Source organism: uncultured Lactobacillus sp. (assembly GCF_945290125.1).
In the GTDB taxonomy this organism is placed as follows: Bacteria; Bacillota; Bacilli; order Lactobacillales; family Lactobacillaceae; genus Lactobacillus; species Lactobacillus rizhaonensis.
The window spans coordinates 1-21,938 of sequence record NZ_CALYQV010000034.1; the positions used below are offsets into that span (position 1 = coordinate 1).

The following is a 21,938-nucleotide window of genomic DNA, read 5'->3' on the forward strand; positions in this document are numbered from 1 at the left end:
TGGCTAGCTCAGCTGGCAGAGCAACGGACTCTTAATCCGTGGGTCCAGGGTTCGAACCCCTGGCCACCCATTGATTATTAAAGACGGTAATCACTTGATTGCTGTCTTTTTTGTTAAACCTTTACATAATATCAAATAGTTTTTATTTGTCAATTCTGATAATCTTGCTCTAATTTTGCAAAACATCATAAATTTTATAAAATATCAAAATCATCTCTTTGATGCCTAACCAAAATTTTGGGGTCAGTCAAAGGCTAAGTAGAATTCTTCATACTTTTTTATACAAAAGCCTTGTCAAAAAGCAAATTAATTGTTATCATAATTAACTGTCAACAGAAATGATAATGGGTGGCTAGCTCAGTTGGCAGAGCAACGGACTCTTAATCCGTGGGTCCAGGGTTCGAGCCCCTGGCCACCCACCATAATAAAAATAGCACTGCAAGTAGTCGGTGCTTTTTTTTATTGCCTTTTTTAATTAATTAAATTTTAGGTGACGTTCCGGTCACCTTTTTTCATTTTATAATCTGCAATATCTGTCAAAATTGCCTCTGCCGATTCCTTGATCGAGCCTTATGCCAGTTTACGCTCTTTTCCGCCAAGTGTATCCTCTTCAAGCCACCATTTTTGAAGAGTTGCGAGTGGAAAAGGACTGCTCTTTTTATCATTATTTTTTACTGTTTGTGCAAAAGAAATATCTAAATAATAAACAAAAGCTCCTGCACCGAATTCATGAATTATTTTAGTTAAAGTTGGGCCATAAATCTTTTTGGGCAATATCCCTTCTAATATAATTATGGGATAATACTGTATGCCCCACATTACCAGTGAGTCTATTAGACTGGCAGTTGGTGCTGCTACTCTTTCCTTAACATGTAAAAGATCAAGGCGCAATACATTTCATGCAAAAGTAAACATCTTTGGTAACCAAACTGCTTTTGCAAATAATTAGCTAAAACGGTTTTACCACTGCCTGAATTCCCTCTGATTAAAATAAAAATTGGAGCCATGAAATAATTTTCCTTTCAATGTAAGAACATCTAGAGCTAGCATTACTATTTAGACTATATTATTAACCTTTTACAATTTTAATATTAGAATAATACATATAAAATATAATTAATAATTAAATCATAAAAACAGGTAACATCTATGAAGAAAAAATGGTTAATTGGATTAGGCAGTATTCTAGGTGTGCTGCTGCTTGCAACCACGTTATGCCATACTTTTAAAAAGACAAGCCCTCAGCCGAATGAAGAAGTCAGTTCCGCATACAAGAAAAAAACGCCTTTTGCAGCAGTGCCTACCATCTATTTGCATGGCTATGGTGCCGGAGCACGATCTACTGCAAGCATGATTGCATATGCTCAGCAGCATAATGGTGCTCACAAGGTCTTAACGGCCAGAATTTTTGCTAGCGGCAAAGTTGATTTACAAGGAAGTTGGCCACGCGCTACTAAACGACCACTTATTCAAGTGATTCTACAAGATAATAAAAACAGTAATTATTATACTACCCGCGAGTGGTTTTATAATTTGATTTTACTCTTAAAACAAAAATATCACATTAAACACTATAATACCGTTGCTCATTCCATGGGAAACATCATGACACTCGCCTACCAGCTAAAATATGGTAAAGACAAAAACTTGCCACGATTAAAAAAACAAGTCAATCTCGGTGCGCCCTTTAACGGCATCATTGGCATAGATGAGGAGCCCAATAATAATTACCTGCTCAAAAATGGGCGGCCAAAATATATGACTCCATCATACCATTACTTTTTAAAGCACCGTCATAATTTTCCCAATAATGTTTCTATATTAAATATTTTTGGTAATAAAGAAGACGGTACTAATTCAGATGATGATGTCAGTTGTGTTTCAGCACAATCTTTGCGTTACCTGCTAAGAGGCAAGGGCAAGTATCATGAAATTGAAATTAAGGGTGCAAATGGTCAGCATAGCAAATTACATGAAAATCACAAAGTTGATCAGATCATTGGGCAATTTTTGTGGTCAAAATAATTTTTGATTTTAAGTTATTTTAATATTTTTATCATAATTTTAGCGTATAATAAAATAAAAAGTACGTTTTTAGTAATAGGAGAAAAATGATGAATCCACTATTTGAAACTTTCATCTCAAAGTTAGCCCTTAATTTATCAACTTTGTCTACCGCGGAGCAAAAATATACATTAGATTTTTACCGTGATTTTCTACTTGATGGCGACTTTCAAACAAAAGAAGAAATTATTAGAGAATTAGGAACTCCAGACAGCTTGGCCCAACAGATTAAACATGACTATGTTAAGTTTTTAACAGCAGCCACATCTTCCGCTAATGCTCCCCATGCCAGTGATAATTATTTTAACGGTTTGCGCGTTAAAAGATATCCGCGCAGGGAGCGTACTATTGCTCTTGGAGACTTTAGTGAAGTAAAACTGGAAGTATTGGACACCGATGTAGTGCTTCGTCAAGGTAAGCAATTTCAAGTAGTAGTGGCAGATTATAGTAGTCGGCCAATACAAATAGATTTAGTTAAGCAGACATTAGTAGTTAAAGAGTTTCCCACTGAACAAAAAACTCATGTGCTTATGTTCAACAGGCTTACCAATGCCAGCCGTGTAGAAATTACCGTTCCTAATGTAGATTCGTTAACTGGAATTAGCGGACATAACCGCGATGGTGACATTATGTTACAAAATCTCAGTCTCAATAATATTGTACTTAACTTGCATGATGGCGACTTATACTTAAATAACGTTCAAGTCTCAGACCAACTAACCTTTTTTGGCAGAGATTCTGACTTCTTTGTCACCCAATCAAAAGTTGTTCAGTTATCAAGTAGAGTTCATGACGGAGATCTCAGTTTTAAACGCAGTATCCTTAAGCAAATAGTCGTCAAAACAGGTGATGGCGATGTAGAAATTAACCAATGTCACGCTAACCTCAACCTAGAAGCAAGAGACGGAGATATTAAGATTGAGCGCAGTCAGCTTACTAGCAAAAACATTGTTAAAACTGCAGATGGTGATTTGAGGTTAAGCCATCTTGCTCACGAGATCAGCGTACAATTAAAAACAAGTGATGGAGACATCATTTATCACCATTCCAATATTGGCAACAGCTTTAATAGCCAAAATGCACAAAGTGATTCTCTAAAAGCAGTTTCAAGAGACGGAGATATTATCATTAGCTAGAAATACATAAATTAAAAAGATACTACCTAATCAATTTACTATCACATATATTTCTATATTTCACTTATTAACATGAAAAAGGTTCGACCTGTTTCTCCACCTATATGTGGGGTAACCCACTTTGATCATTAATTTAAATTCTAGCCAGTATTATGGCTGGCCCAAAACCTGATAACTTGAGCTTATTAGGTTTTTTCTGTTTTCTTCAAGATATAAAGCTTCCTCTAAAAAGTTGCACTACTACAACATTTTAAAATCGAATAACCTCATCCGCTTTAGCTATTAAGTCATCATCATATGTGTGCGTTACATATAATAATGTAACAGGTAAACTTAAAAGCTTACTTTCTATTTTTTGCAAAGTTATTTTATCTATTCCAGAAGAGAATTCATCCAAAATTAACACACTTTTTTCCCGAAGTATTAGTCTTGCCAATTCAATTCTCTTAGCTTCTCCTCCTGAAACTTTTGTATCTGAATTTCCAAGATTCATATTCAAAGATTTGGCGTTAGCCCATTTAGTTAATTCTACGAACTTTAATACTTTAATTATAGTTTCATCCGGATAATTTTTATATAAAGTTAAATTATTACGCAATGTAGTCGCAAAAACGTGACCATCTTGTGGTAAGTAACTGATATTTTGATAAATTTGGTTATCAGTAAGTTGAGTTATATTTATTCCATTTAAGAAAATCTCTCCCTGGTAGTCATCTAATTGTTTGGTTATAAGTTTGATAAAAGTAGACTTACCACTACCGCTTTTACCAACAATCAAATATTTTTTCCCAGCTGTAATTTTAAGACTCAGTGAATCAATAATATTTTTTTCTTTAAAAGAAACACTTACATCCTTTAATTCGATACTAGAAAAGGGCGCAATGGCTTTATCGTTTTCAAAGGTAATGGTTTCTTCGTCAGTTTCCTTTTCTATAGAGTCAAATACCTTTTTCCCGCCGATCCATTGGGAAAATAGATCAGAAAAACTGTAAATAGGAAAAGAAATATTCGTAACTAATTGAGTAAATGCCACAATTTGGCCTATTGATAAATTATTCTTCATAATAAAGAATGTACCAATTAGCCATGTACCAAAATACAAAAAATCAGAAAAAGTTTTATTGAGAACTGTAACTGTATTCTCTGTTTTTAGTCCTTCTTTTTCACTATGTAATAATTTTTTATTGATCTTGTTTTCTTCTGCAACTACTGCAGATTCAGAACGATTTACCTTCCAGTCTGTTAAACCAGAAAATAAGTCGTTCGTTTTATTAACATAGTCATTAGTTGCAGCAATTGTGCTACTTTTTTTAATTGTAATTTTTTCTTGAAAATTATTGGTATCAGAATATTTGGAATACTTAAAATAATAGCAAATACTGCCATCACTGGGTTTATTATCCAGGAGAGCAAACTGGCAGCCAAAAATTGTAGTAGTAAATATAATCCCCAAAAAAAGGTATAAAAATAATTTTGCCCTAAATTATCCATTTGGCTAGTTAACAGTGAAATGTATTGCCCAGATTCATTTGAATTAAGTGTTAGCAATCTTTGTTTGGACAAGCGTTCAAAAACTACATTACGATAGACCGACACAGCTTCTCTTGCCAGATATTGTGAATTTAGCTGCTGCAAATAGTATGCCAGAGACTGAGCCAAAATAAATAACAATACATTGATAACCAATGACACATATTTATTTAAGCCCTTGCTTGAAGCCACGTCCATAATGGACTTTAATACCAGCGAATTTGAAACCATTAATAGCGCCAAAATAATGGTTAAAATAAGGTAAACTATTACTCTTTTAGGATCTTTTTTAAAAATATATTTCATTTACAACCCTCTAATATAAATTTATTGGTAGTAGAAATATTCGCATAAGGTGAGCTTAAACCCTTTTGTACTCCCTTATTATTTTTTATAAGGAGCGTGTTTAAGCCCAAATTTTTCAAAAAGCGACATTTCGAAGTATTTGTTCTTAGAACTTTATTTAAGTTTTTTATTAATTCATCATGCAATCCTGGTTTTAAAAATTCTCAATAACTATTAAATAATATTTAAAATTAAGTTTTATAATATTGCAATCTTTTTATTATAATTTTTATAAACAAAAGCTGTATTAAATTAATAACCGCCAAAGTATGCCAGCACAGAGACGGTTATTTTTTGTCCTAACATTTTGAGAAAAGTCGATTGTTAATTTTTCGGTATATTTATAAAAAAGTTATGGCTTGGTACTTGCTAATTTCTGTGGCCTAAATTAAAATATTATATAACATATAATATTAGGGGAGGCAAAGCATGGCAATCCAAATACCAACTCGTTTGCTAGATGGTGCGGTTTTAGCTTTTCTAAAACAAGATGATCTGTATGGCTACGCTTTGACACAAAATGTGCAAAAGATTTTTTCTATCTCCGAGTCAACTATCTATCCTGTTTTACGAAGACTGAAAAAGGATAACTGCTTAACAACTTACGATGAACCTTATCAGGGGCGAAACCGACGCTATTACCACATTACTGCTGAAGGAATAACGATGCTAAACTCAATTCAAGATGAATGGCTAGATTTTAGTGCAAGAGTTAATCAAGTATTAGGAGGACAAAATGACCAAAGTAATTGATGATTATATTGCCGAACTTGAACAAAACTTAGTCGATTTGCCTGCAAAAGACCGTGAAGATGTCGTTGAATTTTACCGTGAATTTTTATTAGATGGCGACTTCGTCAGACGTTCTACAATTGAGGCAGAATTAGGAACCCCTAAGCAGCTGGCAATCAATATTCTAGCTGATTATTCAACTAAAGATGACTCAGCACCCGCTAAAACAGATACTCCACGATCAAATTTAAAGGCCAGCTGGTATATATTATTGGGTATTTGTGCTGCACCAATCGGCATCCCGCTTATTTTGGTAATTTTATTCGGAATCTTCTTTCTACTGGCTATTTTCTTTGGCTTATTTTTTGCTTTAATAAGATTTTTATTTAACTTTTTTGTTGGTGGCGGTTTAAACTTTCTGAAGTCGCTATCTCTCCTATTCACCAGTGATTGGCCAACAGGCTGCGTCTATTTAGGTAAATCGTTAATTTGTATCGGCGTTATCCTGCTGTTACTCCCGTTTATTGTTAAACTAGGCCAAATTTTAATTGCCAAGTGTACCCAAATTATTAGAAACTTAGGTAAAAACCTGCTTAAGAAAAATTACTTTCAGACGAGTTCTGAAAAAAATACCAATGAGGATAAATAAAAATGAAAAAGTTTTATAAAATCTGTGGTCTAATCTTTGGACTGATACTACTTATTGGTCTCATTCTACTAGTCGTATTCAGATTAAATGATAATCCGTCACATGATTATAATGGTAAACACGCTCATTATAATGAAAGCAAGACTTTTTACGTGAAAAAGTTCGACAGTATTAAGTTAGCCTGTTACAGACCCGATATCAGAATTTCACTTAAGGATATTAACAAGTTTAAAGTGGTGGTTAGAGGTGGTCACGGAGCAGACATCAAAAAAATAAAAACCAATGTCGCTAACAATCAGCTCACTATTTCGGATCAGCCAGAACATCATTATAACGATGGTTATTATGCAGTCGACATTTATATTCCTGCTAAAAACGCAGTGAAAAAGATAACTGGTTTTTGTGAAGAAGGCGATTTTTATATCAACAGTTTAAATGTTCCCCACATCAATTTGACAATAGAAGATGGCGACGTTTTGCTTAATAAGCTTACTGCGAAAAACCTTGACCTAAATTCAAATGACGGTGACCTCAAAGTAAACCAGTCAACTTTTTCACGTAGTTCACTAAAACTAAATGACGGCGATGTTAAAATTAGCGACTCTCAAATACTAAATAACAGTTCAGTTATATTGAATGACGGCGACTTTTCAATGTCAAACGCCCCTAAAATCAACTATGTATTGACAAACCACTCGGATGATAAAATCATGTTTAAAGGTTCTTACCATTCTAACCATTTTGCAAAAAAAGTTAAAAATAAACCCGTACTAAAGGTTACCAGCATGGATGGCGATATTCTAATTAATTAGTGGGTAAATAAATTTTACTTAGATGTGTTAATAGCACCCATTTAAAGCTTAAAGACTTAGCCAAAACAAGGAGGATAACAATGAAAAAATTTTACCAAATTAGCGGCTTGATCGTCATTATTGGCATCATTTTATTTATTTTTGGCCATGCCAAAGGTGGCAATGAAGATATTAATAATATTCATTCGGGTCAGACGACTAATATTGGCAATTTCTTTAATCATTATCAAAGAAGTAGAAAATCCCACCACGTAGTAGCCAAAAAACGTACTTTTAATGTAGATAAGTTTTCTAAGATTAATATTGACGCCGAAGAGCCCAATATCCAAATCACTAAGGGAAACGACTTTCAAGTTACTATCAGCGGTCCTAATGTCAAAAAGATTAATGCTAAAGTTGAAGACGGCCAGCTGACCATATCTGACAATAATGCTTATGAGGACGGGACTTATCAGGTAAATGTTACCGTTCCGGCAGATGACTCTATCACAGAAATATCAGGATCATGTTCTGAAGGTAATATTCATTTAACTAACTTAACTGTTTCTGACCTCAACTTACAGCTTGAAGATGGTAATGTCAGTGCTGAAAACGTGAAAGCTCGCAAAGCTAATTTTGACCTGGTCGACGGTGATTTAAAAGTTAATAATTCAATTTTAACGAATAGTACTTTAAACTTTAATGAAGGTGATTTAACTATTACAAATAGTCAATTTAAAATTAAGGCAACTTTGGGTGATGGTGACGTAAGAGTCAATGATTCCAAATTATTGGCTGACAGCTCCTTTAATTTAAGTGAAGGAGATTTCCAAATGAGCAGACCTCCTAAGATCAGTTACCAGTTGACAACTTCTTCAGAGGATGAACTTATATTGCATGGTAATAACTATCACAAACATTTTGCTAAAAAATTAAGGGGTGCGCCTCTACTCAAAGTTTCTTGTGGTGACGGTGATATTCTCATAAATTAACTTCCACACAATTTGCAGCTGATTAACCTCATAAAGCAAAAAGACTGGGATTGATTCTTAAAATTTATCCCAGTCTTTTTAATTGGTTATTTTAGTTGAATAAATCTAATACTTTATTTTTTTATTGCTTCACTTAAACTCGCATGATATTATAAGATAAAGCAAAAATTAAATTAGTGTTAAAAAGATAAGGGACAGATTAATCATGAAAATACATATTGGCGGAGACTTTGATCAAGAATTTGAAACTCATGATGAAAAAGTAGAATCACAAGAAATTGATTTAGAAAATTTTAGCAACATAGATGTTGAAATAGCCGCTTCTGGTGTTTCTGTTCAAGTAGGCCCTGATTTTCATATATCAACTTATGACATTAATCCTGATCGGATAAAAATTCGTGTGGTAGAGAAAACCCTTTTTATTCGTGCACGAAAGCCTCATTTTAACAAAAAAGTTTATATTCGCAAAATTAAACCTAAAATAACTATTACCATACCTCAAGCTGCAGAGCTCAATGAAGTCCAGATAATTGACTTTGCTGGCAACATTGACCTAGCTGGATTTAATATGCAGAAACTTGATGTCAGAGCAAATGCTGGTTCCTTAAAATCACAAGACATTACGATCCAAAATAAAGCCGAAATGGTGCTAGACGCTGGTAGTTTATACATCAATCACTGTAAGATGAATTCTAATGCAAATCTAGCTGCTGGATCTGTCAAGATCAAAGGTTTACAAGGAAAAAACCACTTTCAACTGGCTGCCGGATCACTAAAAACTTTAGACGACAGAGATGATCAGACTGATTATGATTTATCTACTACTTTAGGCTCAATTTATTTCCACGGCAGTAGAATGGATAAGCATTTTTACAAGCATGAAGGTAGTGCCAATCAATTAACTGCTATCAGCTCGGTTGGCTCAATCAAAATTCAATAAATAAGCAGGTCTCCTAAGATCAGTTACTAGCTTTCAACCGGCTTCGCATGATGATCTTGACTTTCATGGCAATAATCATCGCAAACACTTTTCTAAAAAATTAAAGGGTTCACCTTTGCTTAAAATTACAAGTGGGTACGGCGATATAGTTATTAATTAAAAATTCCAAAAGTTTTGAGTTGGAAGCTTTTGTCACATTAAAATAAATATAAGAATAAAAATGCGTTATTTTTATTCCTATATTGACTAAATCAAGTTGCGGTGCTAATATTTACCAAATATAATATTAAGCCTAGATTAAAGAAAGAAAATTACAATGAAAATTAATTTTAATGGTTCACTTGACTTTCAAAATAAGCCAGATCCTGAACCACATGAAATTGACCTATCCTCATTTACCAACATCATAATAGATCTTTATGCCTTTAGCATTGATATTCATTCTGGAACAAATTATCATGTAACAATTTGTGGTAATGACAAAGACTATGTAACTGCTGAAGTTAAAGAACAAACTTTATTTATTCGTGAAAAAGGACATAATTCTCATAGTTTTACTTTCAATTATTCTTTCAAAATAAATAAAATAATAGTTACTATTCCAGAGGGTGCACCGCTTAACACACTGCAAGCAAATGAACATGCTGGAAGTGTCTTTTTATCTGACCTTAATATGCAACACTTTAAATTGAAAAATGAAGCCGGTTCAACAAAATTGCTCAACGTCACAATAACTGAAGATGCAAAGCTTAATCTAGAAACAGGCAGTTTGTCAATCAGCAACTGCAATATAAACCTAAAAGCAAAACTTTCTGCTGGTTCGGTTAAAATTGATAATTTACAAGGAAAAAGTCAATTCATACTCTCTAGCGGATCATTTAAAATGATTGACGACAATAATACTAATATTGGTTATGATTTATCTGCTGATGTCGGGACAATATATTTTCACGGTAATAGAGAAGGCCGGAGCTTTTATTGCCCAGGTGACGATCAAAACCAAGTAACTGTTCAGTGTGGAGCGGGCTCAATCAAAATTGTATAAAATTAGCGCTGAACATCAATTATAAATGAGTTAATATCTCCCCGATAATTGGCAATCGAATATTCAATTGGCCGTTCATCCCTTGTCAGTCCTTGAGTGTGAAAGTAGAACACCGGCTTATTTACTGCTATATTTAATAAATTAGCGGTAGTTTCGTCAGCTTCTATTACTTCCAACCTCCTAACTACCCGAGTAACTTTTAAATGGTATTTTTCAAGAGTACTATATAAAGATACCTGAGCAAAATTATAATTAATCAACTCAGGTATCCTCTGTTTAGGCACATAAGTTGTAACTAAAACAATCGGTTGATCATTAGCATAGCGCAGCCGCACTAATTTAAAAACCGGTGCTTTCTCAGGCAGCTGTAAATTTTTGCTTACTTCGGGTGTCGCTTTTTCTTCATCAAAGTAAAGCAAATTAGTTTTAGGATAGATACCCTTAGCGCTCATTTCTGCACTATAGCTTTCAATCAAATGGGTAAATTCTTGCTCAATCTTAACCTTTTTAACTAGTGTCCCTCGCTTACGCTTTCGCTCCAGATAATCTTGATTAACTAACAATGAAATTGCTTGCCGCATTGTTGGCCTGCTCACTTGATATTTATCCGCTAATGCAGTTTCCGGTGGAATAATTGTATTTTGCGGGTAAAAACCAGTTTGAATTTTATTCAAAAGATCATTGGCAATTATTTGGTATTTAGGGAGTTCTTTTTCTGCCAATTTATTCCATCACTTTCACATTACTAATTATGTCATTATAAAAATAATATACCATGCAAAAAGCCAGTGTAAAGAGTTAGCTGTTACTTTTTTTACACTGACTTTTTATTTAAATTTCAATTGCGTTGATACCATCTTTTTCAAATCGTTGTTTAAGAGTTTCAATAATCTTTACGCCTGAACTGGTACCTATACGTTCTGCCCCAGCTGCAATCATTGCCAGGAAATCATCAGTATTACGTATTCCTCCCGCTGCTTTGACTTTGACATCAGGACCAACATTTTCTTTCATTAGCTTAACATCTTCTACTTTTGCGCCAGCAGTGCCAAAACCAGTTGAAGTCTTGACAAAATCCGGTTTCACCTTTTTAGCAATCAAAGCCAGCTGCTTAATTTCAGCTTTAGTCAAGTAGCAGGTTTCAAAAATGACCTTACATGGTACATGATGGTCACGGCAAAGTTTAACCATTTGAGACATTTCATCTTCGATATAAGACCAATTATGAGCTCGTACTTGCGTTAAATTAACAACATAATCAATCTCATTAGCACCATTTTGTAATGCATCTTTAGTTTCTGCTAATTTACAAGTTATTGTAGTTTGTCCCAAAGGAAAACTGATCGCAGCACCAGTATCAATATCCGTCCCCTTTAATTGCTGGGCACAAAATTCAGATTGAACTTCATTAATTGCTACCATCTTAAAATGATATTTTTTAGCTTCATCACAAAGCTTTTTCATGTCTTCTTCAGTCGCATCCGCATGTAAGTTAGTATGATCTATTAGTCGCGCAAAATCATCTATTGTATATTTCATTGTCATTCTTCTTTTTGTATTTACATAATATAAATTTAAGAGTAATAGCTCATCCTGCTAATTATATTATAATGCAATTAACAGAAAACAACATTAATAAATATGTATTTACAAATTTGCTGAATTAATAACTAGGAATAAGTGTAAAACATCTTTTCAAATTATTAGATTTATACCAATTAATTGAAGCATATCACTGCAGACAGTTAGTTAAAAAAAACTATCTAATAAATGTAGTTATTAGCTAACAATAACCCAATTTTTCTAAAAGCATGTTCTTAAACTGATCTCAATTTGCTTCGCAGCAAATTTTCAGATAATCTACTCATTTTATATAAATTAAAGTTAAATCCATCTTTACAAGTAAGTAATTACTTACGATAATATTTTTATATAAGTAATTACCTATCTATGAAGGAAATAAACGCTCCTAATAACCTTATAGAAATACATAACTAAGGTAAAAATTATGACAACTAACCTATATCGCACCCTTTTTAATATCATAAGATTCATGATAGAATTACTTAATGGCATTATCGAAAGAAGGGTTTCATGGGTAAGCAAAAATACTTTTATCATCATTTAACTGATGATTTGGTAGTTAGCCAGAGCCAGGATTATCATTTGCCAAATAACTATAATATATTTCCCCATTCTTTAGGTGGAAAAGTTTGGGCAAAAATTGTACGTCCATTAGGACATTTAATTAGTATAATCTATATTAAGTTGGTTTTAAGGGTAAAGATAGTTGGCAAAGATAAACTGCAAGCTGCGGCAAATCAGGGCTACTTTATCTATGGCAACCATACCCAAGCCTTTGGTGACGTGGTTTTGCCGCTTAGTATTATTCCGACCAAAAATTATTATGCTATTGGGGCACAGTCAAACTGGGGCATCCCTGTTTTAGGCAAATTCGTTTTGCCTTATTTTGGGCTTCCTGTGGGTCAGAACTTACAGCAATCTGGTAAACTAATTAAGGCAGTAGCTACTGTTATTAAGTCTAAAAAAGTAGTTGTCATCTATCCTGAAGCTCACGTTTGGCCTTACTACACCAAAATCAGGCCTTTTCCAGCAACCAGTATGCACTTTCCTGTTACACTTGGCGTCGCCAGTTTTACTATGACTACAACTTATACTAAACCCAAATGGGGTAAAAGGCCGAACATAATTGTATATATAGACGGTCCTTTTTACCCGGATTTACACATTGGTAAAAAGCAGGCACAAGAAAAATTGCACCAGGAAATTTATCACGCAATGCAAAAACGTGCCTTAAAAAGTAATTATGAATATTGCACGTACCAAAAAATAAATTAAGGAGTTCTCAATGAATATTCTTTTTTGCGGTGACCATAACGCCGAAGATGGCATTCTTATCGCTACCCTTTCATTATTGAAAAACAGTGGTGCCCAAGAACTCCATATATACATCCTAACAATGTATACTCAAAGTTATCATAAAAAATTTCAGCCTTTTAGTAAGCAAGCGGCTGATTACATCAAATCACTTTTAGTAAAGCAAAATCCCCAAAACACTTTAAAATTGATGGACTGCACTGGTTTATTTGTCAGAGAACCTCTCATAGCAAATATGAGTACTCATTTTACTCCCTATGCTATGCTCAGACTTTTTGCCGATGAAATACCACAACTGCCAAATAAAATATTATATCTTGATGCTGACGTGATTGTCAGACGCAGTTTAGTCAGTTTTTACCAGCAGGATCTAACTGGAACTGAATTTGTCGGTGTTCTTGATTATTGGGGTCGCTTCTTTTTTCACAACTTGCACGAACACAAAGTGCTTGATTACGTTAATTCCGGCGTTTTACTGCTTAATCTGCCTGAAATCAGGAAAACTAACTTATTTGCTCGCGTTCGGCACCTCTTACAAACCAGAACAGTTTTAATGCCGGATCAAACTGCACTTAACCGTTATGCGCGAGAAAAGAAAATTGCTCCCAGGCGTTATAATGAACAGTATAAATTGCAGCCAGATACTGTAATCCAACACTTTACTACGAGTTTTCGCTTTTGGCCTGTCTTTCATACCTTGACGGTTAAGCCGTGGGATGTTCAACGTGTACATAAAGTGCTAAAATTGCATGAATATGACGACATTTTGACTAATTATCTCAATGTCAAAAGCAATTTAATAAAAAAATAACGTTTGGAGAAAAATTACAACATGACAATTCCAGTTTTTTATGCTATCAGTGATGACTTTACAAAATATGCGGCAGTATCACTCAATTCTTTGGTTAAGAATGCCGCTGATGATAAAGATTATACAGTTTATTTTTTAAGTCAGGATCTAACTGCACAGCATAAACAGGATCTACAAGAAATAGGTACTAGCAATGTTCACGTTAAGTTTTTTAATATTAATGATGAAATAGTTGCTCCTATTCAAAATCGTACCGAAAACTTTTTGCGGGCTGACTTTTTCACCATGTCCATTTTTTACCGCTTATTTATTCCTGACCTGTTTCCACAATACGACAAGGCTATTTATATCGACAGCGACACAATCGTTAACGATGATATTGGCAAACTGTATGACACTGAGCTGGGGAACAATCTCTTTGCCGCTTGTACAGACTCATCCATTCAATATGTGACAAAAATGGTTAAGTATATTAAAGAAGTGTTAGTTCTTGATCCGAAAAAATATATCAATTCCGGAATGCTGGTTTTAAACTGCAAAGCCTTTCGCGACGAACACTTTATTGACCATTTTGTGGATCTGCTTAAAAAATATCATTTTGACTGTATCGCTCCTGATCAAGACTACTTAAATGAAATTGGCGACAAGAGAATTTTACATTTAGATCCCAAATGGGATGCAATGCCAAATGACAATACTGAGCCCCTTGCTAATCCCAGTTTAATTCACTACAATCTTTTCTTTAAACCTTGGCATTTTCAAAAGGTTCAATATGAAGACTATTTTTGGAATAGTGCCAAAGAAACTAAGTTTTACAATGATTTATTAGCTGAATTAAATAATTACACTGATAAACAGCGTGATGAAGACCGACATAAATTAGATCATATGTTGGCCAAAGAAGACAAGACCATTAATGACCCTCATAACTGGGCTAATGTAAAAAAACAAGGACCTGTTAGTTTATGATTATCGGTGACAATCGTGAACAAGTAATTCAAAATATTAAAGATGCTGTTGCTAATGAGGACTGGCATGCCAAAGTCGAGGTTGGTGATCCTGTATTATCTATTAAGGAGAGTAAAGAATTAGTCAACAATTTTTGGCATGAACAAAAAACTGTCAAGGGAAAAATAAACGATCGAATTGGTCACTTGCTTTTCAATACTTTGATGCATATTTTGACATCATCGACCACATTTACTGGACTTGAAAACCTGGCTGATTTACCTCAAGGCGGGGCAATTATTACTGCCAATCATTTTAATCAAATTGATTCTCTTCCTATTAAGCATTTAGCAAATAAAGCTCATCATTCATTGAAAATTGCCATTGAAGATACTAATTTGAAATTACCGGGAATCTTATGCTATTTAATGAACTATGTGGGCACTATTCCCTTAATAGAAACTCCTAGCTATGTCGGTAACGAGTTTCCTCGTCACCTTCATGATGCTTTAGAGCAAAACAACTGGGTTTTAATCTATCCTGAACAGGAAATGTGGTGGAATTACCGCAAACCACGCGAATTAAAACGGGGCGCGTACTATTTTGCTGCTAAGCAAAATGTCCCAGTCATTTCTACTTTTATTGAAATTCAAACAATCGATAAGCTAGAAAAAGATCATCCTAATTTTTATAAAACAAAATATGTAGTCCACGTTTTACCACCAATTTTTCCAGACGTTAAACTAAGTGCCAATGAAAATTCCAAGAAGATAATGGCATGTGATTATCAGCAAAAAGTTGCGGCTTATGAAAAGGCTTACCAGCGTAAGTTGGATCTGACTTTTACCCCTTGGGACATTGCTGGCTGGCGCTTTAATTATAAAAAAAGACTGTAATAAAAGTTAGACTTGTGAGTTTTTTGCGACTATAATTAAGCTGACAATAAGTAAGTGTATTTGGAAAGGGGATATTTCCAATGGAAAAATTTACAAAAGAGTCTTTAGCAAAATATGATGGCAAAAATGGCAATCCAGCCTATGTTGCTATTAAGGGTGTTGTTTATGATGTAACCGGCAATCCTCACTGGACTGATGGTCAGCACCATGGCAATCTAGCCGGCCGTGATTTAACAGTTGCTATAGGACAATCACCTCATGGTGAAAGTGTTCTAGGTAAACTGAAAAAGGTTGGTACCTACGAAGACTAATTAGATAAACAAAATAAGTAAAAGAAAGATTGTTAATGTAGTCTTTCTTTTTGTTATCTATCTGAAATTAATAAAAATTGTGATTTTTGGTTATAATGCTTTAAATTATTAGAAAACAAAAAATGAGCCTAACTTTCAAATTACGAAAATTAGGCTCATTTACATCTTACTATTTAAGTTTTAATATTATTCGGCCAATTTAGCTGCAGCTGCAATATTTTCTTGTGCAGGTAACGGAATTCTGCCTAAACCATCAAGTCCAACATTTAACAGATAATTGATTCCCAAGCTATTTAAGTGCTTGCGATACTGGTAAATTGTTGCAGGAGATTTCCAATTTTGATCGCGATACGAAAAGCCCCAAGAATCATTAATTGTACCAGCTGTCTCATATAAACCATAAGAAGATGGTTTAAATCCTTCAATTGAATTATAATCAACATTTTGCTGGTTTTCTTCTTTGTCACTTGGAATTTCATTATCACCAAGTGAAACATAATCATATTTACCGTTACCAAGACGGGAATTGATCAAACAGTTTGGCTGTAGTTTTTTAACCGTGTCGTATACTTCCTGACTCTGTGCTTCAGTCAAAGTCATTGGTACATCAAACCAAGCTGTAGCTATCTCACCGTAATTACTCATTATTTCCTTAATTTGGGGGATGATTTTGTCATTAAAACACTGAGCAAAGTTCTTGTTTTTCTGCGGAAAATCCCAGCTGTTATCCCAAGTAGTACCAGCTGATTCGATATCATTTGAAAGGTAGCCACCACCGTTAGGTTCATGCCAGTCTAAGTCTTGCGAATAATAAAGGCCAAATTTCAAACCTGCCTTTTGACAAGCCTCTGCTAATTCTCCGATTACATCCCTATGAAATGGTGTTGCGTCATAAACATTATAGGAATCTATTTGTGAGTGGTACATGGCAAAGCCATCATGGTGTTTAGTTGTAACGACTAGATATTTCATACCACAGCTTTTGGCAAAAGCTGCAATCTGATCAGCATCAAAATAAATCGGGTTAAAAGTCGTTGCAAGTTGGCGATACTTAACAATAGGTATTTGCAATTTAGATTGAATCCATTCGGCATAATAACTTGAAGATTTTCCTTCATATTCACCAGCAAGAAGAGAATATAATCCCCAATGAATCATCATGCCATATTTAGCATTTTTGAACCATTCAATATTATTTTTTTTAGTCATATACTTCTCCTAACATTGTATTTTTACAATTTCATAGCCGTCAATTCTGGGAACCGTAAAGCTAACTTTGGTATCATCTTGCTGAAAAGCAATTTCCTGATTTTGCCTTATAAGCTCGACTTTTTTAACTTTTCTGTTTCCTACTAAAACTGTAAATTTTTGATTTATCAACTGTGTCCGTTCATCAATAGTATATAAATTAACCGCATTTTTCTTTAGAGGATAATCTAATAGGTGTAACAAAAACTTGTTTTCATTTGATGAGTAATGTAACTGTGCTGACAGACTTGGCTTATCTTCTGGCTTAACAACATACCGATCTGGAAGTAATATGTTCAAAGCATCAGAGATAATTTCTTTCACCCACCGAGGAGCATAGTCACGATATATCTTGAAAACAGGGTGTGAAAAGTAAATGCAGTTTCCTTTTTGAGTAGCTGCTGGTACACCCTTTTTGCCTGTGGAAGGAGCATGTTTATGACCGTAATAATATTTACCTTCACGGTTAAAGTAGGGTTCACGTGTCTCTAAAATGACTTTTGAACTAATTGGTTCAACAGCCATTCCCTGCTCATACATAACATGTTCTTCTTGAGGTAAATTATGTCCTATTTGTGAATTAGGATAAATATAATCGCGATCCCAGAAAGAATGTCCTTCCATTAAATTACCAGTCAGAGGGTTCTCATCATAAGCTCCCTGATCCATTGACTGGTACGACAACAGCACCTTGCCACCATTTTTGACATAATTTTGTAGTTTAGCAAAACTTTCTGGGGTGGCTTTAATTTTGTCTGGCAGAATCAGCAATTTATATTGAGAAAAATCTGCTTCTAAATCTATGATATTAAATTGATATCCCAATTCATCAAGTACCCGGTTGGCTCCAATAAGGGATTCATCTAGAGTCATGCCGTTATCCCATATACTTTCCGGAGTAACTACGGCAATTTCGGCTAAAGGCTTCGTATTTTCAAGTTCTGGTTCTAATTGTTCTACAGTCTTATACACATGGCCAATTAATTCATAAGTGGCAGGAGATAATTGACCACTAGGATGTAATTGGTCACCGATTGAACAACCCGCACCAAAAGATAACATTTGGAAAACTTTATATTCCAAAGCTTCTTTATTTTTAAAGGATTGAAAATCACCCCATGATGTATGAAACTTTCCAGTCATACCGATAATATCTTTACCCAGTGTTCTAGCATATCTGTCTACTAGAGGGAAATTATCGTAGCCCCAGTTTCCACCAGGAAGACTCTCTATTTCAAGGTGTGAATAGTAACGCAGTGAAGTTTTAATATAAGTTCCAACATGAGAACCGTTATAAAAAATAGTAGCATTCTTAATCCGTTTATGAATTAAACTAGTCATTTCACGTTTAAATTCTTTTAGCATTAAATGACAATAACGCACACGTTCACTTTCAATTGTGTGGTCGATTCCTAGACGAGCCATTTCTTTTCTGCAATGTCTGCAGTCACATGGCACTAAGAAGAAAATATCAAAGAAGAAACCATCAATGTTCTCTGCTCCAATACTGTCTATCACATCGTTAACATGGTCGAACAAATAATGACGATAATTGCTATTTAAACATAAAACATCATTAAAATTAGGCTTTTCAATACCTAATATTAATTCTATTGCCTTCAGGATCCCGACAAAGCCATTCTGGGTGGTTTAACATGCAATATTCATCCCATTGACATGTAGAATAAATAGGAACTTTTATTCCTAACTCATGACAAGCTTTAATTTGTTCTTCAAGCAAGTTATGATTTACTAGTCCTGGATGAATCATTTCGGGATGGTTTTTAGAATTATACCAAAGATACCCATGATGATCCCGGGCAAAACAGGTTATGGAGTTGACATGAGCCTTTTTTAGCGTTTGGGCAAACTCATGACTGTCAAATTTTTCACCAACTTTAACATACGGACTAGTATGAAAATCTAAGTGAACAGTTCTTTTACGCATCTTTATTATCTTCTTTAGCTTTTTTAGCTAACATCAAATTTACAATCAAAAATACCACACCAAAAGCAATCCAAATAAGTGCTGAAATGGTCAGACCCATTTCAGGGCTATAATTATGGAATATAGATCCTAAAAATTGGAAGATAAATGGGGCAACCGTTCCACCGATATTTATTCCAAAGATAACTATGGATGTACTCAACGTCATTGAACCCTTTGGTGAACTAAGAGCAAACAATTCAGTCATATGAGGATTCATAATACCCCAGAAAAAGCCTGAAATCATAATGCAAGCGCCAATTAAGTAGGAATTGCGGGAAAATAGTGTAGCTCCTAATGCAAGGCCAGCAATTGTAGCACTAAATGCAGTGGTATTCTTCTGCCAGACATGATAAATGTATTTATAGAGAAGTCCGGAAACAATAGCTGCAATTGGCAGTAAACTTAAGATAAAGCTTCCAGTACTACTGTCACCAATATGATTATTAACAATATAGCTCGGAATTTTAAGACTAATCCCCATATAACTAATTTGCATAATGCCAAACAAAATTGCATAGCCAATTATTTGCCAGTTAGTAGTCTGCTTAATCTTTTGCTGATCGACATCTTCGCCAACAGTAACGCTATAATTATCAAAACGCTTAGGTATCCAGACCAAAGTCATTACGAAAGGAATAACAGCCAGAGCAAATACCCAGTAGGCAGAATGCCAACCAATTTTTATCAGATAACCAGCTAAAAAGAGTAAAACGGTACTGCCAATATTAATAAAAAGAGTTCCTATAACCTAAAAGCTCATTAGCTCTTTTTTCATCATAAATATCTGTGATATATGAAACACTTAACGGAGTAAGTAGAGAGATCCCCACTCCAACCATTATTCTGGAAAATAAAATCAACCAATAATTACCGGTAAATACCGGAATAACACCACAGATTGCAGTAATGCCTAATCCTATTAGTGCCAATAATTTTTTACCAGTAACTTTTTCAATAAAACCAGCAAGCAACGGAATAAAAATACCTGAGAAGCTTGGAATAGTGACAATCAACTCTACAGTAGAAGTTGGCATGTTAGCAAAATGTTTTTCCATTAAGGGAATAGTACCACTAATTGCTCCTGAAGTAGATAAAACCAGAGAAATACCCATGATCGCTATCATCAGTTTTTTACTCTGCTGAATAACACTTTTGTCATCCATAAAATTTCTCCTTACTTAAATAAGTAATTTTTTAAACCGGTTCATTTTTGTAATAAAATATAATGTTCTCTAAAGAAGAATACTATATATTACGAAAATGAACCCCAAATTGATGTATGCAATTAAAAATTTTAATAATTGAACCGGTTCAATTATACAATAATAATATTACTTTTATGAATTAATTGCAATCGCTTTCTTAAATGTTTTTATTTTTGACAGAATCTCGCCAAACAATTCTGGCTTTAAAATATTCTGTCTCGTATGCCAAGATACTGGGATTAGCAATTTTTTGCAAAATTATTTTTCCGATTTTTCGACCAATTTTCGTAACTGGTTGTGCTACAGCAGTTAGCTGTGGTTTTATTACTGTAGAAATGACATAGTCATCAAAGCCAATAAACGAAATATCATTAGGAATTCTAAGGTTCAATTCATTTATCGCTTGAATAGCTCCTATTGTCATATAATAATTTGTAGAATATAGTGCAGTTATTTGGTGATTATTTTTAAGTAAATCTAAAGTAGCATTATAGCTTGCATCTTTAAATGAACTTCCACTTGCTATTAATTCGTGATCAAAAATACCATATTTTTTCATTGCAGCAACATAGCCGCGTAATCTTTCAGAACCGACATACCCTTGTTGTCCTCCCGAAATAATTCCTATCTGCCTGTGACCTATTTCATAGAGAGATTCGACAGCTTCAACAGAGGCATGATAATTATCCAGCAGTACTGTATCGCATTCAAAACCAGATATAGGAGTATCAACAGCTACTACCGGAATTTTTTTCTTCCGAAATTCTTTTAATATGGGCACGGCTTGTTCAACATGAAAAAGAACGATGCCATCTATATTCCTTGAGTAAAGAAATTTAAGTTTTTCGTTTAGCAATTTTATATTGTTTTTATAATCGGTAATTATTAATTCATAATTATTTTTTTCCAATAGTTCCTCTAAAGAAGTGACTATGGATGCAGCAAAAATATCTGTTAGGGCGTTTACGACAACACCGATTGCATGACTTTTCTTTGTTTTTAAACCCTTTGCTAAATAATTTTGCTTGAAATCAAGCTTCTTAATCGCTGCAGCAATTTTTTCCATATTTGCTTTTTTTAGAGTATACCCATTCAAATAACGTGAAACAGTACCTAAAGACACACCTGCCTCTTTCGCAACATCACGAATTGTAGCCAACTGATGATCTCTCCTTACATTTTTTTAAAGTTTAATGATTTACAATAAAATAGTATTCTTTTGCTCTAAACATTTTATCATTTAAAGTTTGAATATGCTTTCAAATTACTTCTCTTGATAATTGTACTCTTGTACTGTCTCACAAAAAATAGACATTATAATATTACTTAGTTACATATAAAATAAAAAATCTTACTATATAAAGATAAAGCGTCTTGGTTATTTCAATTTTTACTATTCAAAATAAA

General features: G+C 34.1%; 24 protein-coding genes and 1 tRNA gene. 14 read left to right on the plus strand and 11 right to left on the minus strand.

Features of this window, described 5'->3' with window-relative positions:
• Positions 1 to 346: 346 nt before the first annotated feature.
• A tRNA-Lys gene (locus tag Q0K80_RS06810) sits at positions 347 to 422 on the plus strand.
• A gap of 148 nt (positions 423 to 570) precedes the next feature.
• On the opposite strand, the gene Q0K80_RS06815 is transcribed toward Q0K80_RS06810, so the two are convergent.
• Positions 571 to 891, minus strand: coding sequence for a hypothetical protein (locus Q0K80_RS06815; RefSeq protein WP_294604633.1), 321 nt, complete (start codon positions 889 to 891; stop codon positions 571 to 573).
• Positions 892 to 1,149: 258 nt separating this feature from the next.
• Here Q0K80_RS06815 and Q0K80_RS06820 point away from each other — a divergent pair, with 258 nt between their 5' ends.
• Together Q0K80_RS06820 and Q0K80_RS06825 are read left to right on the plus strand one after the other, a co-directional pair.
• Positions 1,150 to 2,025 (plus strand): alpha/beta hydrolase, encoded by an 876-nt coding sequence (locus Q0K80_RS06820; RefSeq protein ID WP_294604635.1) that lies wholly within the window; start codon positions 1,150 to 1,152, stop codon positions 2,023 to 2,025.
• An 86-nt stretch (positions 2,026 to 2,111) separates the two neighbouring features.
• Positions 2,112 to 3,200, plus strand: a complete 1,089-nt coding sequence (locus Q0K80_RS06825) for a DUF4097 family beta strand repeat-containing protein (protein WP_294604639.1) — start codon at positions 2,112 to 2,114, stop codon at positions 3,198 to 3,200.
• 250 nt (positions 3,201 to 3,450) lie between these two features.
• On the opposite strand, the gene Q0K80_RS06830 is transcribed toward Q0K80_RS06825, so the two are convergent.
• Both Q0K80_RS06830 and Q0K80_RS06835 read right to left on the minus strand, forming a co-directional pair.
• Positions 3,451 to 4,263: an ABC transporter ATP-binding protein gene (locus tag Q0K80_RS06830; RefSeq protein ID WP_294604640.1), complete on the minus strand. Its 813-nt coding sequence runs from the start codon at positions 4,261 to 4,263 to the stop codon at positions 3,451 to 3,453.
• Positions 4,264 to 4,442: 179 nt separating this feature from the next.
• Positions 4,443 to 5,036, minus strand: a complete 594-nt coding sequence (locus tag Q0K80_RS06835) for an ABC transporter transmembrane domain-containing protein (RefSeq protein WP_294604643.1) — start codon at positions 5,034 to 5,036, stop codon at positions 4,443 to 4,445.
• Between the two features lie 468 nt (positions 5,037 to 5,504).
• Here Q0K80_RS06835 and Q0K80_RS06840 point away from each other — a divergent pair, with 468 nt between their 5' ends.
• The 6 genes from Q0K80_RS06840 to Q0K80_RS06865 all read left to right on the plus strand — a co-directional run bounded on the left by Q0K80_RS06840 (position 5,505) and on the right by Q0K80_RS06865 (position 10,224).
• A complete protein-coding gene (locus Q0K80_RS06840) occupies positions 5,505 to 5,828 on the plus strand; it encodes a PadR family transcriptional regulator (protein WP_294604646.1) in 324 nt (107 codons plus the stop codon).
• Positions 5,812 to 6,456 (plus strand): DUF1700 domain-containing protein, encoded by a 645-nt coding sequence (locus Q0K80_RS06845; RefSeq protein ID WP_294604648.1) that lies wholly within the window; start codon positions 5,812 to 5,814, stop codon positions 6,454 to 6,456. The genes Q0K80_RS06840 and Q0K80_RS06845 overlap by 17 nt, the downstream gene beginning before the upstream one ends.
• Positions 6,457 to 6,458: 2 nt before the next feature.
• Positions 6,459 to 7,268 (plus strand): DUF4097 family beta strand repeat-containing protein, encoded by an 810-nt coding sequence (locus Q0K80_RS06850; RefSeq protein ID WP_294604651.1) that lies wholly within the window; start codon positions 6,459 to 6,461, stop codon positions 7,266 to 7,268.
• An 80-nt stretch (positions 7,269 to 7,348) separates the two neighbouring features.
• On the plus strand, positions 7,349 to 8,239 hold the full coding sequence (locus Q0K80_RS06855; protein ID WP_294604653.1) for a DUF4097 family beta strand repeat-containing protein: 891 nt from the start codon (positions 7,349 to 7,351) through the stop codon (positions 8,237 to 8,239).
• A gap of 205 nt (positions 8,240 to 8,444) precedes the next feature.
• A complete protein-coding gene (locus tag Q0K80_RS06860) occupies positions 8,445 to 9,179 on the plus strand; it encodes a DUF4097 family beta strand repeat-containing protein (RefSeq protein ID WP_294604657.1) in 735 nt (244 codons plus the stop codon).
• Between the two features lie 316 nt (positions 9,180 to 9,495).
• Positions 9,496 to 10,224, plus strand: coding sequence for a DUF4097 family beta strand repeat-containing protein (locus Q0K80_RS06865; RefSeq protein ID WP_294604660.1), 729 nt, complete (start codon positions 9,496 to 9,498; stop codon positions 10,222 to 10,224).
• 2 nt (positions 10,225 to 10,226) lie between these two features.
• Here Q0K80_RS06865 and Q0K80_RS06870 read toward each other — a convergent pair whose 3' ends face one another.
• Together Q0K80_RS06870 and deoC are read right to left on the minus strand one after the other, a co-directional pair.
• Complete coding sequence (locus Q0K80_RS06870; protein WP_294604662.1) at positions 10,227 to 10,946, minus strand: GntR family transcriptional regulator; 720 nt, start codon at positions 10,944 to 10,946, stop codon at positions 10,227 to 10,229.
• 109 nt (positions 10,947 to 11,055) lie between these two features.
• A complete protein-coding gene (deoC, locus tag Q0K80_RS06875) occupies positions 11,056 to 11,763 on the minus strand; it encodes a deoxyribose-phosphate aldolase (RefSeq protein WP_294604665.1) in 708 nt (235 codons plus the stop codon).
• 555 nt (positions 11,764 to 12,318) lie between these two features.
• On the opposite strand from deoC, the gene Q0K80_RS06880 reads away from it, so the two are divergent.
• The 5 genes from Q0K80_RS06880 to Q0K80_RS06900 all read left to right on the plus strand — a co-directional run bounded on the left by Q0K80_RS06880 (position 12,319) and on the right by Q0K80_RS06900 (position 16,088).
• Positions 12,319 to 13,083, plus strand: coding sequence for a 1-acyl-sn-glycerol-3-phosphate acyltransferase (locus tag Q0K80_RS06880; RefSeq protein ID WP_294604668.1), 765 nt, complete (start codon positions 12,319 to 12,321; stop codon positions 13,081 to 13,083).
• 10 nt (positions 13,084 to 13,093) lie between these two features.
• Positions 13,094 to 13,933 carry a glycosyltransferase gene (locus Q0K80_RS06885; RefSeq protein ID WP_294604670.1) on the plus strand — a complete coding sequence of 280 codons (840 nt, stop codon included), beginning with the start codon at positions 13,094 to 13,096 and terminating at the stop codon, positions 13,931 to 13,933.
• Between the two features lie 21 nt (positions 13,934 to 13,954).
• Positions 13,955 to 14,902, plus strand: coding sequence for a glycosyltransferase family 8 protein (locus Q0K80_RS06890; protein WP_294604674.1), 948 nt, complete (start codon positions 13,955 to 13,957; stop codon positions 14,900 to 14,902).
• Positions 14,899 to 15,777 carry a lysophospholipid acyltransferase family protein gene (locus Q0K80_RS06895; RefSeq protein ID WP_294604676.1) on the plus strand — a complete coding sequence of 293 codons (879 nt, stop codon included), beginning with the start codon at positions 14,899 to 14,901 and terminating at the stop codon, positions 15,775 to 15,777. The genes Q0K80_RS06890 and Q0K80_RS06895 overlap by 4 nt, the downstream gene beginning before the upstream one ends.
• Before the next feature lie 80 nt (positions 15,778 to 15,857).
• Positions 15,858 to 16,088, plus strand: a complete 231-nt coding sequence (locus Q0K80_RS06900; protein WP_294604678.1) for a cytochrome b5 domain-containing protein — start codon at positions 15,858 to 15,860, stop codon at positions 16,086 to 16,088.
• 186 nt (positions 16,089 to 16,274) lie between these two features.
• Here the strand turns inward: Q0K80_RS06900 and Q0K80_RS06905 are convergent, their stop codons facing one another.
• From Q0K80_RS06905 to Q0K80_RS06930, 6 genes are all read right to left on the minus strand, one after another.
• Positions 16,275 to 17,297 (minus strand): alpha-L-fucosidase, encoded by a 1,023-nt coding sequence (locus tag Q0K80_RS06905; RefSeq protein WP_294604682.1) that lies wholly within the window; start codon positions 17,295 to 17,297, stop codon positions 16,275 to 16,277.
• 9 nt (positions 17,298 to 17,306) lie between these two features.
• Positions 17,307 to 18,854, minus strand: a complete 1,548-nt coding sequence (locus tag Q0K80_RS06910) for a beta-galactosidase trimerization domain-containing protein (RefSeq protein WP_294604684.1) — start codon at positions 18,852 to 18,854, stop codon at positions 17,307 to 17,309.
• Positions 18,855 to 18,927: 73 nt separating this feature from the next.
• The gene (locus tag Q0K80_RS06915; protein WP_294604687.1) at positions 18,928 to 19,284 is read right to left on the minus strand and encodes a hypothetical protein; all 357 of its coding nucleotides are present in this window, start codon (positions 19,282 to 19,284) and stop codon (positions 18,928 to 18,930) included.
• Positions 19,277 to 20,071 carry an MFS transporter gene (locus tag Q0K80_RS06920; protein ID WP_365935359.1) on the minus strand — a complete coding sequence of 265 codons (795 nt, stop codon included), beginning with the start codon at positions 20,069 to 20,071 and terminating at the stop codon, positions 19,277 to 19,279. Before Q0K80_RS06920 ends, Q0K80_RS06915 begins: the two co-directional genes overlap by 8 nt.
• Positions 20,052 to 20,489 (minus strand): MFS transporter, encoded by a 438-nt coding sequence (locus Q0K80_RS06925; RefSeq protein WP_294604693.1) that lies wholly within the window; start codon positions 20,487 to 20,489, stop codon positions 20,052 to 20,054. The genes Q0K80_RS06920 and Q0K80_RS06925 overlap by 20 nt, the downstream gene beginning before the upstream one ends.
• A gap of 199 nt (positions 20,490 to 20,688) precedes the next feature.
• Entirely contained in the window at positions 20,689 to 21,690 is a 1,002-nt protein-coding gene (locus tag Q0K80_RS06930; RefSeq protein WP_294604695.1) for a LacI family DNA-binding transcriptional regulator, read from the minus strand.
• Positions 21,691 to 21,938: the final 248 nt, after the last annotated feature.